This window comes from Pseudoalteromonas sp. 1181_04, assembly GCF_052850545.1.
Window position 1 is genome coordinate 74,298 of sequence record NZ_VXCS01000019.1, and the last position, 17,175, is coordinate 91,472.

Below are 17,175 nucleotides of genomic sequence, written 5' to 3' on the forward strand. Positions count from 1 at the left end.
GTTTGCTACTTATCTTGGTATAAAGGATTTTAATGATACTTAAACACATAGCCTTGGCATCGTTTGCTATTCTGTCTTTAAGCGCCTGTCAATCTACTTCGCAAGCACAACCGACTGCGATTGTGAATGTGCCTTTCACTGCGCCTTTAGCGTCTGATTTTCGTAGTGAAATAGCGATAGCTCGTTATTCTGAATTATTAAATCGTGCTGATCTAGCGCCAGATCAACAAGCAAAATTATTTTATGACCGTGGCGTATTATTTGATAGTTTAGGTATGTCTACCTTGGCGCGGATTGATTTTAATCGTGCTGTGCAATTGAAGCCCGATTTAGCCGAAGTGTATAACTTTTTAGGTATTCACCATACCTTGATGCAACAATTTGAAAAAGCCTATGAATTTTTTGATTCAGCGTTAGAACTCAATGAGCAACACGAATATGCCTACTTAAATCGTGGTATTGCTCTTTACTATGGCGATAGAGCAAATCTTGCAGCAGCTGATCTTAAAGAGTTTTTATCTCGTTCGCCAAGTGATCCTTACCGGGTGTTATGGCTTTATCTAGCGCAAGCAAGCGCTGATCCTGTGCAAGCTTTAGCAAACTTAAAAAGCAATGCACAAGGGCTGGATGATAGCCAATGGGCGTATAGTTTAATATCACTTTATTTGGGCGATATGAGCGAGCAGAGCTTTTTAACAAGTCTTGCCGATGGTGTTAAAACTGAACAAGAATATGCGCAGCGGCTATGCGAAGCTTACTTTTATTTAGCTAAAATATATCAAGCTAAAGGGCTTGATTATCAAGCCGCAGATTTCTTTCGTTTAGCACTTGCCACCAATGTGCATGAGTTTGTGGAATATAAATATGCCCGTTTAGAGCTTGAGTTAATGGCTGGTGAAAACGACAGTTAAATTATTTATTAGCGTTGTTGTTATGCTGAGTTTGGGATATTTACCAAGCTCAGTTAATCAGCATCGCGATATTGCCTTTTGGCATGTAAAACATACCCCAGATTCTATTCTTATTAGTTATTATCGTTTTATTGACGATTTTAATGCTCAGCTTAATTCATTGACTGATGCTACTTTATACTTATTAGCTATAAATGCTGTTACGGATGCACAATTTGCTTGGGCACTGCGGTTACTAACAAATGATCAAGCACAATCTGCTTTACCTTTTTGGCGTGTTAGCGTGGCTCAGCAAAGTGTTGATAAACGCCGCAGACTCAGTACATTGTTACTGCAATCAGAACGTTGGGATGATTTAACATCACTGGCAGAGCAACACCTGTTGCCTGCAAGTCATGCGGCAGAACAATTAAAATTACACCATGGCGCCACACCGGCGAGTATTGACCAAAGCTTTGCCAGTCATGAGGGATTTTTATTATCCTTTTCACAGCTGCAAGCGCAACCGCAGTGTCTGTTTAATGTGTTGATGATGACAGATCATCGCCAAGGTTTAGCAAAACTTAATGCATTTAAAATTCGTTATCAACAACACCCCCAACCGAGCTCAGGCAGCTTTTGTTTTAGTAAGCCTATTTATTTAGGGGACTCCATAAACTGCCAACAACAGCCGCAACATGCCGCTAAATGTGATTGGCAGCCTTTAGCTCACAATAAAGCTTGGCCAACGGGCTTTGATTTTATAGTGATGATGACCGCAACTGGCTCAGGCAATGTGCAAGGTGGCATAATGCACTTAAACTCGGCGAGTTATTACGGTTTATTTTTACATGAGCTGATGCACTTTAACGGCTTTGAAGATGAGTATCCGTTACCCGCAGCGAAGCAGGCGTGGCTATGTAATCAAAAAGGCTTGGTGGCGCCGAACCTTTTTATTGCCAATGATCTTACACCACCGGCTGGCTGGCAGCTAAGTGATAGCTGTCAAACACCAATTAAAGCATATAAACCAAGTCATAACTGGTCAATAATGCAATATCAACAAATCCCTTTGTCAGTGCATTATCAACAATTATGGTTGCAACAAATTACTGATCCGAGCTATCAACCACTACGATTTAGCGACTATTTTCAGCAATTTAAAGCACCTATGAACTTTATAAACAAAATGACAAAAAAAAATATTGAGGGATAAAGTTGTAAATAATATGCTGTCAGCACTAAAATAGTACAAAATAACAGCAGGTAGAAGGGCTTACTATAGACAAAATCGTCGCTGATCAGTATAACTATATATCTATAAAGCGTTTATTGAAGCTAAAATTAAAACCATCCGAAATGACCAGTACTAAACTAAAACTAACTAGCAGTGTATTGATACTCTTATGACTTCAAAAGGTTTCTCTCTATGACTTTGCTCTGGATACCCCTGTTATCCTTAATTGGCAGTGTTATTTCTTCCTGCACCGGCAAATTGACTCGTAATCAATCTACGAGCTTAACTATGCTAGCGCCTTTATGCGCCTTAGCAATTGCGATTTATCACACGCCAGCGGTTTTAGCGGGTGAGACAATTCGCTTTACCACACAATGGATACCAGCGCTGGGTATGGAGCTGGCTTTTCGCCTAGATGGCTTAAGCTTATTGTTTATCTTTATGATCTTAGGGATCGGGTTGCTGGTTATTTTTTATACCCGTTATTACCTAAGTAATAATGACTCGATGCCAAAATTATACTGTTACTTAATGCTGTTTATGACTGCAATGCTCGGTATTGTGATGTCGAATAACGTGATTCAACTATGGCTGTTTTGGGAATTAACCAGTATTAGCTCATTTTTGTTAATCAGTTTTTGGTGGCATAAATCAGAGGCCCGCAAAGGGGCACGTATGGCATTAGCAGTCACTGGAGCCGGTGGATTAGCTCTACTAGGCGGCTTACTACTGCTTGGTGATATTGTTGGTAGCTATGATCTAGACGTTATTTTAGCTAGCAAAACATTGATCCAGTCACATGACTTATACGAAGTTGCATTAGTGTTGGTATTGCTAGGTGCATTTACTAAATCAGCTCAATTCCCATTTCATTTCTGGTTACCGCACGCAATGGCAGCCCCAACGCCAGTGAGTGCCTATTTGCATTCAGCGACTATGGTAAAAGCCGGTATCTTCCTACTTGCACGTTTTTATCCAGCGTTAGCTGGAACAGATATCTGGTTTATTTTGGTTGCCATGACCGGCTTAACAACGTTATTGGTCGGCGCCTACATCGCTTTATTTAAGCATGATTTAAAAGGGCTGCTGGCGTATTCAACCATTAGCCATTTAGGTTTGATCACTTTATTACTTGGGTTAGATACTGAACTTGCCACAGTAGCGGCAATATTTCATATTATTAACCATGCAACGTTTAAAGCGTCATTATTTATGGCCACCGGTATTATTGACCATGAAACTGGTACGCGAGATATGCGTAAGCTCAATGGTATGTGGCGATTTATGCCTTATACAGCGACACTGGCAATGGTTGCTGCAGCGGCAATGGCTGGGGTGCCGCTATTAAATGGTTTCTTGTCAAAAGAAATGTTTTTTGCAGAAACCTTACATCAACAAATACTAGGTTCTATGTCGTGGCTTATTCCTGTATTAGCAACTCTAGCGGCTGCTTTTTCTGTGGCATATTCGGCACGCTTTATTCACGATGTATTCTTTAATGGCGACCCAATCAATTTACCAAAAACACCGCATGAGCCTCCTCGCTATATGCGTGTGCCAATCGAAATACTAGTTGTGTTGTGTTTACTAGTCGGTATGTTTCCAAACTTTGTGGTTGATGGTATTTTGTCAGCGGCGTCGCTAGCAGTTCTTGGGGAAGCGACACCACAGTTTAAACTGTCAATTTGGCATGGTTTTAATTTACCATTGCTTATGAGTGCGATGGCTGTCGTGGGCGGTGTATTTATATATATTCAGCGTAAGCACTTATTTAAGTTTCAAGCATCACTACCTCCATTAAATGCTAAAAAAACCTTTGAGCGGTTTGTCTATGCGATCATTAAGTGGAGTCAAGAAAAAATCAGCAGCACCGAAAATGGTTCTCTGCAACGTTACATTGTTGTGATGTTGGGGGTAGTATTGTTGTGTGCTGGTTGGCCATTGTTTGAAATGAACGCTTTGGCGGGTACTGCGCCACGTACGCCGATCGATTTTCATAATGCCATTGGTGCAGGTTTAATGATCATCGGTGCCATTAGCACTGTGATTTGGCATCGCTCACGGATGGTATCGTTATTGATGATATCAATCGTAGGGTTAATGGTTTCAGTGGCATTTACTCGCTTCTCAGCGCCCGATTTAGCGCTTACACAGTTAACCGTAGAGGTAGTGACAGTCATTTTATTAATGCTGGCATTATTCTTCTTACCGCAACGCACACCTAAAGAGTCGAGTTCATTACGTATTTTACGTGATTTAGGGATTGCCTCAGCAGTGGGGGTGGTTATTGCCAGTATTTGTTATGCATTATTAACGCGTCCGCTTGAGTCAATTTCAGATTTCTTTATCGCCAATGCAAAAACTGGCGGAGGCGGTACCAACGTCGTAAACGTTATTTTGGTTGATTTCAGGGGCTTTGATACCCTAGGGGAAATCACGGTACTGGGTATTGCAGCGTTAGGTATTTATAAAGTATTAACTAATTTACCATTGTTTATGCCAGCCAGCGACAGTGAAGGTCGCCCTTGGGCGCGAGAACGTCATCCACTGTTATTAGCCAGTATTTCACAAAGTTTATTGCCATTGGCGTTATTAGTCTCTGCGTATATCTTTTTGCGCGGTCATAACTTACCTGGTGGGGGCTTTATTGCCGGGTTAGTCACTGCAATTGCCTTTATTTTGCAGTATATGGCTCATGGTTCAATTTGGATCTCTGAGCGCTTTGATGTGAACTATCGAAAGATCATTGCCTCGGGTATCGCCATTGCAATGTTAACAGGGCTAGGAAGTTGGGCATTTGGACGACCGTTTTTAACCACTTGGTTTGAATATTTTGATGTGCCATTTATCGGCAAAGTAGAACTGGCCAGTGCCATCGTATTTGATTTAGGTGTTTACATGACCGTAGTCGGCGCGACCTTAATGATACTCGCAAGCCTAGGTAAGTTAACCGCAGATACACCTAAGAAAGAGGTAAATATTTAATGGAACTGTTATACGCTTCATGCGTTGGTGTATTGGTGACTTGTGGGGTGTACTTGATCCTAAGAGCACGGACTTTTCCGGTAGTATTAGGGTTAACGATGCTGTCATACGCAGTGAACTTATTTTTATTCTCTGCGGGGCGCTTAACTATTAATAAAGCCGTCGTGCTTGGTACTGGCACTGACTATGCCGATCCGCTGCCGCAAGCTTTAGTTTTGACTGCCATTGTAATTGGTTTTGCAATGACCGCCTTTGTCGTGATTTTGGCAATTCGTGGTCGTGCTGATTTAGGCAATGATCATGTAGATGGTCACTTAGGTAAAATTGAACACAAGGAGCACAAATGATCCAGCATCTAGCTTCTTGGCCAATTTTATTACCTATGCTTGCCGGCATTATTTTACTGTTACCTCCCTGTGGGAAAAGTATTCCTATTCGTCGTGTTACCTCTGTAGTCATGGCATTATTAAACACTTTCGTCAGTGCGCTATTATTATGGCAAGTTTTCCAGTCAGGCATTATTGTGTATGCCATCGGCGGCTGGCAAGCCCCATTTGGGATCGTGCTGGTTGCTGATTTAGTGTCAGTCCTACTGGTGTTACTAACGTCATTTCTAGGTTTGGCTGTTACTGTTTACAGCTGTATGGGAGATGATGAAAAAGGGGGCTTTTTTCATCCTTTAGTACACTTTTTGGTACTGGGTGTTAACGGTGCGTTTTTAACAGGGGATTTATTCAACCTGTTTGTATTTTTTGAAGTGCTGTTAATTGCTTCCTACTCATTACTAATGCATGACGGTGATAAACACAAAACGCGATCAGCCATTCAATACGTGAGTTTAAACCTGATTGGATCGAGTGTTTTTTTGATTGCACTGGGTATTTTATATGGTGTATTAGGCACCTTGAATATTGCCGATATGGCACAAAAAGTGTCGCAGTTACAGGGCGATGACGTCTACCTTGCAAAAATTGGTGGGTTATTACTGCTGGTTGTTTTTGCGCTAAAAGGTGCATTGTTACCACTGCACTTATGGTTACCCAATACTTACGCTAGTGCAATGCCTGTGGTGGCAGCGTTATTCGCAATTATGACTAAAGTGGGTGTATACGCAATGCTGCGTGTCTATACCGTTATCTTTGGTGATGAAGCAGGGCAACTTGCACACATGGCACAACCTTGGTTGTGGGGCTTGGCCGTTGCAACTATTATAGTTGGCTCCATTGGTGTTGTTGCCGCGCAAGATTTACGCAAGCTCACTGCTAATTTAGTGATTGTATCGGTGGGGACTTTAGTCGCCTTAGTCGCATTACAAAACATTAATGCCACAGCGGCGCTGTTGTATTACTTAGTGCATTCAACCTTAGTGTGCGCGGCCTTATTTTTAGTGGCCGACCTGATTGCTCATCAGCGTGGTAAAGTTGCGGATCGTTTAGCGCCAGGACGCGGCGTAGCGCAACCATACTTATTAGGCACGTGCTTTATTATTGCTGCTTTAGCGGTAGTCGGCATGCCACCACTGTCAGGGTTTGTGGGTAAAATATGGATTTTAAAAACCACCTTAGATAGCGAAAAAGCATTGCTATTTTGGCCTGTTTACTTGCTTGCCAGCTTTGCATTATTGGTCGCATTATCTCGAGCGGGTACTACCTTATTTTGGGAACGCAAACACCAAGACAGTGAACCGACTGAAGGAGTAAAAGCACATCCATTGCAGGTCACAGCAATAATTGCTTTATTAGTTTGTTCGCCTTTGTTAGTGATCTTTGGCGGCGCAGTAAGTGAATATATGATTGCTGCTGCTACGCAATTGCATGATATTACTGGTGGTATTAATACGGTACTTGGAGGGGGCTTATAATGCGTTTAGAATCACGTTTTCGTTGGTTACCAACACCTTTTCGCAGTGCATTATTGTTTGTCGTATGGCTGCTACTTAATAACAGCGTATCGGCAGGTCATATAGTGTTGGCTGTGATATTCGCTATTTTAATTCCTTTAGTCAGTTTTCCATTTCGCGAACCACAACCGCTTATTATTAAGCCCGGTTTAGCGCTAAAGCAGTTAATCATCGTGATGTACGACATTATTACCGCCAATATGCAAGTCGCATTGCTTATTCTTGGGCCAGTTAAAAAACTGCGTCCCGCGTTTGTAAAAGTACCAATAGAGCTCAGTCATGCTATGCCTATAACTATTTTGGCAAGCACAGTATCGCTCACACCGGGCACCGTAAGTGCAGAGGTATATCCGATACCTGAATCTCTCGCTGAGGGTGAGCAACCAACGCAGCGTTATTTGCTTATTCATGTATTAGATTTAGATGACGAACAAGCATTGATCGACACCATTAAACAACGTTACGAAGCACCTCTTAAGGAGATATTTCAATGTTAGAAACGGTCTTTTTAATTGTTTTTGCAATGATTGGTTTATCGTTACTGCTTAACTTATGGCGTTTGGTGGTAGGCCCTTCTGTACCTGACCGCATTTTAGCGCTAGATACTATGTATATTAATACCATAGCGTTAATTATTTTATACGGTATGAGTATGGGCACAGGGTTGTATTTTGAAGCTGCACTGTTAATCGCGATGCTTGGCTTTGTAAGTACAGTAGCGGTATGTAAGTACTTGTTACGTGGCGACATCATCGAATAAAGGGTAATAACATGATCAGTGAATGGATAGTTTCTATATTATTATTAATCGGTGGTGCATTTATATTAATAGGCTCGATAGGCCTTATCAAAATGCCGGACTTTTTTATGCGTCTGCATGGTCCTACAAAAGCTACAACCCTTGGCATGGCTGGAATGCTAATCGCCGCGATGATATTTTTTAGCAACACGCAAGATGGCGTTAGTGTCAAAGAATTATTGATCTCAATTTTCTTATTGATCACCGCACCGATCAGCGGTTACATGCTAATAAAATCAGCAATCCACCATAAACTAAAAGCTAAAGACGGCACCAAAGGTTTGGATAACATCGAAGACGATTAATTTTTTGAAGATTGAAGATTAATATCAGCCCGTTAAGTTACTTTAACGGGCTTTTTATTAACGGTTTTTATTTGTACACTCAAACCTATCATCAACTTCCATCACTTATAAATGCTAAAACATAAAAAACTTATTATCGCGTGCTTGCTGATATTATTGCCGTTGCTAGATAGTTTATTTATACCAACGGCTTTTGGGCTGCAATGGCATAATGCAAAAAGCATGTATTTATTCAGTGCTTATATGATGCCGATTAAATTAATATTGGTGACTATCGGTGGCTTTTTGTTAGCAAGCCACGATCATCACCATCATGATGAGCCCCGAGTTTGGTATGCTAAATTATTTGATATCAGCTTTTTTATATTGGCAGGGATCCAATTTATTGTCCTAGCAATCATTAGTGCATTGTATCTAGTGCTTGGCACTCAAGCCGACGACTACCGGCAACAGGGGAATATTAGTGTGTATACCTCGGATGTTGGCGCGTTTGGCAAAGCAACGCATTATTTTTCTTATCAATGCACTGATAAAAATGGCTTTTATACTTTAACACCGATAGCCACCCTCGATTGGTTAGGGTCGTTCACATTTAGTGAAAAAGCGAATACCTTAATCATCAAGCATGACGATCACAGTGGTAAAGGCGAACAAATTAAACCAATAGATATCAGTGGATTTGGCTGTAATGTGTTAAGTTTTAAACGGTAAGCTTTAAGTTGCTCTGAGCTAAATTTAATATCAGCATGATAAATTTATATTATTTGCGTTTGTAGGTTTACTGTACGAGGTTAATAAGCGAATGATTGTATTTTAGATACTAAAGGAAGCTTTTTATATGGCTAAAAAAGAGTTGATCGACCAAGATGGACAAGTCGACTTTGGTATTTTTCCAGATGGAGTAGATGACATCAATTACTTGGATTTTGACCTGCGTAGTACTATGGGTAAATCCAGAAGTACGCTTTTTAAAAAGTTAAGCTTTAATCAATTTCAATTTATTAGTTTGAGTTGTGAGCAGTTAATTATTGGTTTAGCGATTGTTGATTTAAAAATTGCGAGTCACTGTTTTGTATATGTATACGACCCACAAACGACAGAATTCGATGAAGTCAGTTTTATCAGCTTACTGGCTTTAAATACGTGTATTGATAGCACACCAAACACCGGGCAAGCGACTTTTCGAAAAGGGCGTAACAGCGTAACTATTAATACAACCGCTAAGCCGCAAATACGCTCGGTAGAGGTAAATTTAAAGTCCGGGCTGAAAATTAGTGCCTGTATTGATGAATCGATAAATTATAACCCGCTTGCGGTGTGTGTTCGTGCCGGTTTTACAGGCTTTCATTTTACCCAAAAAACTGCCGCATTACCCTGTACTGGAACACTTCAGTGGCGTGGTAACAAATATGTATTTGAAGAGCTTAAAGTACTGGCAAGTGTTGATTGGAGCGCGGGTTTCATGCGTCGCGAAACCTTTTGGAACTGGGGGAGTTTAGCCTGCACATTAGCTGATGGCCGCCGCTTAGGTTTAAATTTAAGTGCGGGGGTTATTGAAACAGGTTTTACCGAAAACGCCTTGTGGCTCGATGGCACGCTTTATAAAATTGATATGGTCGATTTTCAATTTGAGCGCTATGGTAATGCTAAAGCAACGAGTAAATGGCGGCTGCGTTCAAACGACGGTATCATCAATTTATACTTCGAACCCGCAGGTAAACGCCAAGATAAAACCAACTTAATTATTATCGCGACTAACTTCACTCAACACTTCGGCCGTTACTATGGTGAAATAACTCTTGCAGACGAAGTTATCACACTTAACGGCGAATGGGGATTTACCGAAGACCACTATGCGAAGTGGTAAAGAGTACTTAATACCAATCGATTTAAATATTTAACCATTCTAGCGAGCTAAATAAAGCGCTAACTGCGTTATAATTTTTTCAAGTAGAACAACTGCATGTCAAAATTTATGCCTTGTTATCACTGCATTTATCTGTAGTTATAAATGGTCAGTAACTTTACACGATTGGTATAACCTGACTATCGTTTAAAAATGAACTTAACATCTATCCCAAGATCAGCTCGTTGCCGCGCCACTAAATTCAATCGATTTGATCAACGACTATAGTGCTTAATACACTGCGTGATAAACCAAATCGAATCTTGTATTAGGTAAACACCGACAGCACCCAACGTGAGTAAAGTCGCGGCAGCTTGCAACAGCAAATGCTGCGACACATGCTTCGCCAGCAAGCCGTTGTTAAGGTAACTCCCCAGCAGTGAGCCAAGTCCCAAAAAAATCTCACTATAACCAAATTGCTCAGGCGTGAACCCCAGCGCTGCGAAATTAAATCTACCCAGTTGGTAATAAGAAAAAAGGGAAATGTTGTAAAGTGCCACCAACAATTACCACTGACATTTTTTAACTAACTCAAACCAAGAACGAGTAAACTTTTTAGGGGGGATTTTCTTTGGTGGTGCGATAGGGACTTCGAGCTTTTTAGCAAAGTAACGGTGTACAAAGGTTTTCATTTGATCGCTTTCTAATTGCTCGTAAGCTATTTGCAATTTTGCTTTGTCCTTTCGGCTAACATAATTTCCTTTAAGTTTTTTAAAACGCATTTCCAGCCACAGTAATAAAGCTTGTTTAGCCTCATTGGGAAAGGCATGGGTTAAAGTGGATGTGGGTCCGTATAATCTTTCAAAGTTTATTGTTTGATCTTGGATCAAAAATACCATTAACAGATTTAATCCTGCAGAAATTTGTCCCGCTCGCTTGTCAATAATTTGATAACGGCTTAAGGCACTACGAAAATAATGTTCAGCTTCTGGGATTTTATTCTCATCAAGTGCCAAATAGCCCAAGTTACTTTCTATCATGGCGACAACGTTAGGGAGGTTTAAACGCACCGTGAAATTATAGCTTTCGGCATATAGGTTACGCGCTTCGTCATTGTTATTTTGCCATAGCGACCAGTGCCATACTGTTGGTAAGCGTCAAGCGTTGACGATCATTTTCAGCGTATTTATAACCACATTGAAAACTTAGTTGGGCATCGTCTAAATACTCTGCATAGCGTAGCCAAATACCTAACGCACTCATAATAGACGTTATTCTCTTTTTGAAATAAGGGGCTTGCTGCTGACTAAATATCGCATCTACAGACTGATGAAGGCGGTCAAATTGGCTGGTCGGAACGGCTGCTCGGGCGTTAATAAGATGCCAACGAATAAATAACTCAGGTGAAACTTTATCGATATCGTCAAGATTTTCAAGAATAATAATAGATTGCGCTGGGTTGACAACAAGGTAGTCTTCAGCTTCGTTTAACTTATTTTCAAAAGTGCTTAGTTCAGTAGCAAAAGCTTGCTGAAAACCAAGTAACAGGAACCAATATATAACGAAAAGCCGTAACAACTTGATCTCAATTACTTAATGATGTGATTGATAATTATAGTTGCCGCAGTCATACAAATCAAAGCTAATAAACCAGAATAACTTCTTAGCTATCAAGTATGTTGTATTTAAAGGTGATATTTATCATAAAAGAGAAAATAACACAGATAGAAAAAGCCCTAGATCTATATAGATTTAGGGCTTTCATTTATTTATTGTTAATGTCAATCAGCTTATCGGTTAGAACTTTTCAGCTCTCTATTATTCGTCTATCGATCTCAATAATGCATTAATCCCTACTTTTTCGCGGGTTTGCTGATCTACTTTTTTCACGATAATTGCAGCGTACAAGCTGTGAGTACCGTCTTTTGATGGCAGTGCGCCTGGAACAACCACAGCACCTGCTGGTACGCGGCCGTAGTGGATCTCGCCAGTTTCGCGGTCGTAAATGCGAGTACTTTGGCTGATGTAAACACCCATTGAAATAACAGCGCCTTCTTCAACGATCACGCCTTCTACAATTTCAGAGCGTGCACCAATAAAACAGTTATCTTCAATGATAGTAGGATTGGCTTGTAATGGCTCTAAAACGCCACCTATGCCAACACCTCCTGACAAGTGTACGTTCTTACCAATTTGTGCACACGAGCCTACAGTGGCCCATGTATCAACCATAGTGCCATCATCAACGTAAGCACCAATGTTTACATATGATGGCATCAATACTACATTTTTACCGACAAAGCTGCCTTTACGGGCAACAGCGTTTGGTACAACGCGCATGCCACCTTGCTGAAATTGCTCCGGTGTATAGTCGCTAAATTTAAGTGGTACTTTGTCATAAAACTGGTTTACGCCGTCGTTCATTGGTTGATTGTCACGAATACGAAACGACAGTAACACGGCTTTTTTTAGCCATTGATGGACAACCCACTCACCACTGATTTTTTCAGCAACGCGTGCGGCACCACTATCAAGTAGCTCAAGTACATCGATTATGGCTTGTTTTACATCACTAGGTACTGTGCTCGGGCTGATGCTATCACGGTTATCCCAGGCGTTTTCAATGGTGGTTTTTAAATCTGACATAAGATCCTCTTATTCGGTTTCTGCGTTGAGTTTTTTACGCAATGCTTGATGAATTTTTGCTTGTTCTTCGTCGGTAAGAGCTTGGTATTCGTTATTCGATACCACGAAGAAATCTTCTGCACGTTCACCTACGGTGGTGATCCGCGCGGCGTGTATATGTAATAAATGGGCTTGAAACACTTCGGCAATTTTGGTTAATAAGCCAGGAATATCTACCGCTTGAATTTCGATTAAGCTGCGGTCTTTACGCGGGTGAGGGCGCAGGATAATTTTTGGTTTAATATTAAAATCTTTAAAGCGTTGTGAGCGGTTCTTTTTAAAGCGAATTTTCTTTTTCGGATCAGCAAGCGCTTGATCAAGGCCGCGTTTGATTGACTGCGCTTGAGCGCTGGCAATCGGGTCGCCACTGACTTCAAGTACGACAAAGCTAAACAGCACATAGCCGTCGCGAGTGGTGAGCACTTGAGCATGTTGAATTTGCGCTTTTTTAGAGCCGATCACACTTACTAAACGGGCAAATAAACCGCCGGAGTAGGGGCTATAAACAAAAATCTGTGTACCGCCGTGCATGGCTGTATTTGATACCGCAACACTGGGTTGGCTTAAATCAACGCAGTTTAGTAAATGTTCGGTGTGCCATGATAGTTGTTGTTCACTAAAGGCCGTAAAGTAATTTGCTTTAAAACGGCTCCAAATTAAATCAATCTGATTTTCATCATAGCCATTGTTGATTAACCGTTGTTTGGCTTGATGCTTTTTATCGCGAATTTGGTCGCGCTGATCCATAGGATTTTCAAGGCCTAACCGTAACGCCCTTTGAGTATGCAGGTAAAGCTCACGCAACAAGGTGTTTTTCCAATCATTCCACAAGTTGTCGTTAGTGGCGCGAATATCTGCGACGGTTAAGCAGTATAGATAATCAAGTTGTCGTTCGGTTTTAACTCTAGTAGCAAAGTCTTTGATCACATCTGGGTCATTAATATCTTTACGCTGTGCAGTTACAGACATAAGTAAATGGTTACTAACTAGCCAAGCAATCAATTTGCCATCGGAAGTTGAAAAACGGTGTAATTTGGCAAAAGCAATGGCATCAACAGCACCGAGTTCTGAGTGATCGCCGCCACGGCCTTTGGCAATGTCATGGAAGATACCCGCTAAATACAGTAGCTCGGGCTTGTCCATGCGGGTGACTATTTCACAACAAATAGGAAACTCACTGACGTTTGCTTTATCAAAATATTGATAAATGTTATTGATCAACTTGTGAGTATGTTCATCCACAGTATAAGCGTGAAATAAGTCAAATTGCATCTGCCCAAAAATGTTTCGCCACTGGGGTAAATAAGCGGCAAGCATGCCGTGCTTGTGCATTAAAGTAAATGCACGACCCATGCCGTTAGGGTGTTTAATTAGCCGTAAAAAGGCTTCACGACAGGCGGCATAATCTTGCAAATCTCCTAACAGGCGACGGCGCACTTGGCGAATGGTACGGATAGTACTTGGGTAAATATGGGTAATTTCAGGGTTATCGGCAATGTGTTCGAACAATACAAATAGTTGATCACGGCGAAAGAACACGGACGGATTTTTTACCCTAATTTGATGGCCAACACGTTCGAAATTACGATCGAGTTCAACCACTGCTTGTTCGTTACTTTCCGGTAAAATGCTTTGTTCAAAATATGATAACAACATTTGATTTAGCTCACGGACCCGGCTCATGATCCTAAATAATCGCTTCATCATCCGCTCAACTGAAGCTTTACCATCGCTACCAAAGCCAAGTAAATCAGCGGCCAGTGGTTGATGATCAAATAACAACCGGTTCTCAGAGCGTCCAGCCGCTAAATGCAGCGCAAAACGGATATTCCAGAGATTTTCTAAACACTCTAGGAGCTCTTGGTATTCTTCATGAGTGAGATAGCCGTGGCTAATAAGCTCTTGTAAGGTTTCGGCTCTGAAATGTTTTTTAGCAACCCAAATGATGGTTTGCAGATCTCGCAGGCCTCCGGGATTTTCTTTGATATTTGGTTCGAGGTTGTATGCTGTACCGTGACATTTTTTATGACGCAGTTGTTGCTCATGTACTTTTGCTAAAAAGAATTCGTCAGAGTGCCATACAGGCGTATCAAGAATATGCTCTTTGAGTTTTTCATATTCAATGTGATTACCGAACAGTAGTCGACTTTCAAGCAAGCTAGTGGCAAAAGTTACGTCGGCACGTTTTTGCTCAATCGCTTGCTCAATGGTACGCACACTGTGGCCAATTTCTAAATTAAGATCCCAGAGTATGGTCACAAATTGGCCGATTTTTTCACACACGGCATCACTAGGTTGCTCAGTAACTAGCAGTAAAAAATCGATATCTGAATAGGGATGCAGCTCACCGCGACCGTAACCGCCAACGGCGATCAAGGCTAAATCTGGCTCATGGGCTAAATCATAAACATGAAACAGTTTAATCAGTAAGCGGTCGATAAACTCAGCCCGGGCATTAATCAAATTACCGACTGGCTGTTTTGAAAACTCGTTTTGTAACCATTTATAAAAATAATTAGAACAATCGCGATAATCGGTTAATTGCTCAGCATCGCTGAGCAATTTTTTAACTTTATTGGGTAATGCCACGTGGGCTGGCTCCTTAGCATACTAATTTCACCCTAAGTCGGGTGAGTCAGTATTTAATGTTCAATGATCCGGTCAATCGTATCATCTGATCGAAGCGTTAAAATTTCAACACCATTTTCAGTTACTAATAAGGTGTGTTCCCACTGCGCAGACAAGCTACGGTCTTTAGTAACCACAGTCCAGTCATCTTTTAATAGTTTACACTGGCGTTTACCAGCGTTAACCATTGGCTCAATAGTCAAACACATACCTGCTTTTAGGGCTTCGCCAGTACCAGCGCGGCCATAATGCATTATTTGTGGTTCTTCATGAAACTCTGCACCAATACCATGGCCGCAATATTCACGAACAATTGAGTAGTTAAAGCTCTCTGCATATTTTTGAATCGCTTCGCCGATATCACCTAAACGCACGCCTGGTTTAACCATTTTTATTGCTAAATAAAGGCTTTCTTGCGTTACTTCAGCAAGACGCTTGCCTTGGATGTTTGGCGTGCCAACATGAAACATTTTTGATGTGTCGCCGTGGTAGCCATCTTTGATAACCGTGATATCGATATTGACACTGTCGCCATCTTTTAATGCTTTGTCGTTAGGAATACCATGGCAAATTACATGGTTTACTGAGGTGCAAATTGATTTAGGAAAACCATGGTAATTTAGTGGGGCAGGAATTGCCTTTTGCACATCGACAATATAATTATGACAAATTGTATTTAGTTCATCAGTGGTTACACCGGGAACTACATGTGACTCTATCATTTCCAGGACATCTGCCGCTAAGCGCCCGGCTACACGCATTTTCTCTATTTCTTCAGGGGTCTTGATCACAGCACTCATGGAGGCTCCATTGTCGAGTTTTACACATTTATCGTCGCACAAATTTTGCACGCGACGTTGAATATTTGTTTTTAATATGGTATAAAGCGCGCCGTCTTTTTACAAATAAATTCTTAAATGATTTTTTGTATTTAAGGCAAACACAATTTTATTTTAACACACACACGTATCGTCACATACACTTGGGTGCATTTCAGTTTCATTTAACTGCGGTGTTGGTGCTATGGGGTATGTGGAGGCCTAACCCTAAACTAAACAGAGGAAATACAAAATGGCAAACGTTTCAATGCGCGACATGCTTCAAGCTGGTGTTCACTTCGGTCACCAAGCACGTTACTGGAATCCTAAGATGAAGCCTTTCATCTTCGGCGCACGTAACCGTGTTCATATCATCAACCTTGAGCAAACTGTTCCAATGTTCAACAACGCACTTAAGTTTTTAACTGGTGCTGCGTCAAACAAAGGTAAAGTTCTTTTCGTTGGTACTAAGCGCGCAGCAAGCGAGTCGGTTAAAGAAGCCGCTATCGCTAGTGATCAGTATTACGTAAATCACCGTTGGTTAGGTGGTATGTTGACTAACTGGAAAACAGTTCGTCAATCAATCAAGCGTCTTAAAGACCTTGAGATCCAAAGCCAAGACGGTACTTTCGAGAAGTTAACTAAGAAAGAAACGTTAATGCTTAACCGCGAAATGGAAAAGCTTGAAAAGAGCCTTGGCGGTATCAAAAACATGGGTGGTCTTCCTGACGCACTTTTCGTTATCGATGCAGACCACGAGCACATCGCTATCCGTGAAGCTAACAACCTAGGTATTCCAGTTGTTGCGATCGTTGATACTAACTCTAACCCAGACGGTGTTGATTTCATCGTACCTGGTAATGATGATGCTATCCGTGCAATCAACCTTTACACAGGCGCAGTTGCAGCAGCAATTACTGAAGGCCGTGAGAGCAATATCGTTGCTCAAGCTGAGAAAGACGACTTCGTAGAAGCTGAGTAATTAGCTGTCATCAAGTCTTCATCTAATTTTAGATGAAGACTTGCTATTCTTGTAGAGCGGGTAACCCGCTTATCTAAACCTGAATTCAGATTTGAGGATT

At 41.3% G+C, this 17,175-nt stretch carries 16 protein-coding genes; 11 read left to right on the top strand and 5 right to left on the bottom strand.

Annotated elements, in window-relative coordinates:
• The first annotated feature begins 32 nt into the window (after nucleotides 1–32).
• The 10 genes from nlpI to FW757_RS16360 all read left to right on the top strand — a co-directional run bounded on the left by nlpI (nucleotide 33) and on the right by FW757_RS16360 (nucleotide 9,983).
• A complete protein-coding gene (gene nlpI / locus FW757_RS16315; RefSeq protein WP_182718695.1) occupies nucleotides 33–911 on the top strand; it encodes a lipoprotein NlpI in 879 nt (292 codons plus the stop codon).
• Nucleotides 895–2,106, top strand: a complete 1,212-nt coding sequence (locus tag FW757_RS16320) for a hypothetical protein (RefSeq protein WP_446441439.1) — start codon at nucleotides 895–897, stop codon at nucleotides 2,104–2,106. Before nlpI ends, FW757_RS16320 begins: the two co-directional genes overlap by 17 nt.
• Before the next feature lie 213 nt (nucleotides 2,107–2,319).
• Nucleotides 2,320–5,112 (top strand): monovalent cation/H+ antiporter subunit A, encoded by a 2,793-nt coding sequence (locus tag FW757_RS16325; protein ID WP_149983002.1) that lies wholly within the window; start codon nucleotides 2,320–2,322, stop codon nucleotides 5,110–5,112.
• Nucleotides 5,112–5,459, top strand: coding sequence for a Na+/H+ antiporter subunit C (locus FW757_RS16330; RefSeq protein WP_145240450.1), 348 nt, complete (start codon nucleotides 5,112–5,114; stop codon nucleotides 5,457–5,459). The genes FW757_RS16325 and FW757_RS16330 overlap by 1 nt, the downstream gene beginning before the upstream one ends.
• Nucleotides 5,456–6,973 (top strand): monovalent cation/H+ antiporter subunit D, encoded by a 1,518-nt coding sequence (locus FW757_RS16335; protein WP_446441440.1) that lies wholly within the window; start codon nucleotides 5,456–5,458, stop codon nucleotides 6,971–6,973. The genes FW757_RS16330 and FW757_RS16335 overlap by 4 nt, the downstream gene beginning before the upstream one ends.
• Nucleotides 6,973–7,509: a Na+/H+ antiporter subunit E gene (locus FW757_RS16340; RefSeq protein WP_145240454.1), complete on the top strand. Its 537-nt coding sequence runs from the start codon at nucleotides 6,973–6,975 to the stop codon at nucleotides 7,507–7,509. The genes FW757_RS16335 and FW757_RS16340 overlap by 1 nt, the downstream gene beginning before the upstream one ends.
• The gene (locus FW757_RS16345; RefSeq protein WP_016707651.1) at nucleotides 7,503–7,772 is read left to right on the top strand and encodes a K+/H+ antiporter subunit F; all 270 of its coding nucleotides are present in this window, start codon (nucleotides 7,503–7,505) and stop codon (nucleotides 7,770–7,772) included. The genes FW757_RS16340 and FW757_RS16345 overlap by 7 nt, the downstream gene beginning before the upstream one ends.
• Before the next feature lie 11 nt (nucleotides 7,773–7,783).
• On the top strand, nucleotides 7,784–8,116 hold the full coding sequence (locus tag FW757_RS16350; protein WP_182718692.1) for a Na+/H+ antiporter subunit G: 333 nt from the start codon (nucleotides 7,784–7,786) through the stop codon (nucleotides 8,114–8,116).
• Nucleotides 8,117–8,227: 111 nt separating this feature from the next.
• Entirely contained in the window at nucleotides 8,228–8,827 is a 600-nt protein-coding gene (locus FW757_RS16355) for a hypothetical protein (protein WP_446441441.1), read from the top strand.
• A 127-nt stretch (nucleotides 8,828–8,954) separates the two neighbouring features.
• A complete protein-coding gene (locus tag FW757_RS16360; RefSeq protein ID WP_446441442.1) occupies nucleotides 8,955–9,983 on the top strand; it encodes a DUF2804 domain-containing protein in 1,029 nt (342 codons plus the stop codon).
• Nucleotides 9,984–10,528: 545 nt separating this feature from the next.
• On the opposite strand, the gene FW757_RS16365 is transcribed toward FW757_RS16360, so the two are convergent.
• From FW757_RS16365 to map, 5 genes are all read right to left on the bottom strand, one after another.
• On the bottom strand, nucleotides 10,529–11,002 hold the full coding sequence (locus FW757_RS16365; RefSeq protein ID WP_259399467.1) for a hypothetical protein: 474 nt from the start codon (nucleotides 11,000–11,002) through the stop codon (nucleotides 10,529–10,531).
• Between the two features lie 76 nt (nucleotides 11,003–11,078).
• A complete protein-coding gene (locus tag FW757_RS16370) occupies nucleotides 11,079–11,540 on the bottom strand; it encodes a hypothetical protein (protein ID WP_446441443.1) in 462 nt (153 codons plus the stop codon).
• Nucleotides 11,541–11,780: 240 nt separating this feature from the next.
• Nucleotides 11,781–12,608, bottom strand: coding sequence for a 2,3,4,5-tetrahydropyridine-2,6-dicarboxylate N-succinyltransferase (gene dapD / locus FW757_RS16375; RefSeq protein WP_145240464.1), 828 nt, complete (start codon nucleotides 12,606–12,608; stop codon nucleotides 11,781–11,783).
• 9 nt (nucleotides 12,609–12,617) lie between these two features.
• Nucleotides 12,618–15,236 carry a [protein-PII] uridylyltransferase gene (gene glnD / locus FW757_RS16380; protein WP_446441444.1) on the bottom strand — a complete coding sequence of 873 codons (2,619 nt, stop codon included), beginning with the start codon at nucleotides 15,234–15,236 and terminating at the stop codon, nucleotides 12,618–12,620.
• A 53-nt stretch (nucleotides 15,237–15,289) separates the two neighbouring features.
• The gene (gene map, locus FW757_RS16385; RefSeq protein WP_145240468.1) at nucleotides 15,290–16,075 is read right to left on the bottom strand and encodes a type I methionyl aminopeptidase; all 786 of its coding nucleotides are present in this window, start codon (nucleotides 16,073–16,075) and stop codon (nucleotides 15,290–15,292) included.
• 271 nt (nucleotides 16,076–16,346) lie between these two features.
• Here map and rpsB point away from each other — a divergent pair, with 271 nt between their 5' ends.
• Nucleotides 16,347–17,075 (top strand): 30S ribosomal protein S2, encoded by a 729-nt coding sequence (gene rpsB / locus FW757_RS16390; protein WP_145240470.1) that lies wholly within the window; start codon nucleotides 16,347–16,349, stop codon nucleotides 17,073–17,075.
• The last annotated feature ends 100 nt before the right edge of the window (nucleotides 17,076–17,175 follow it).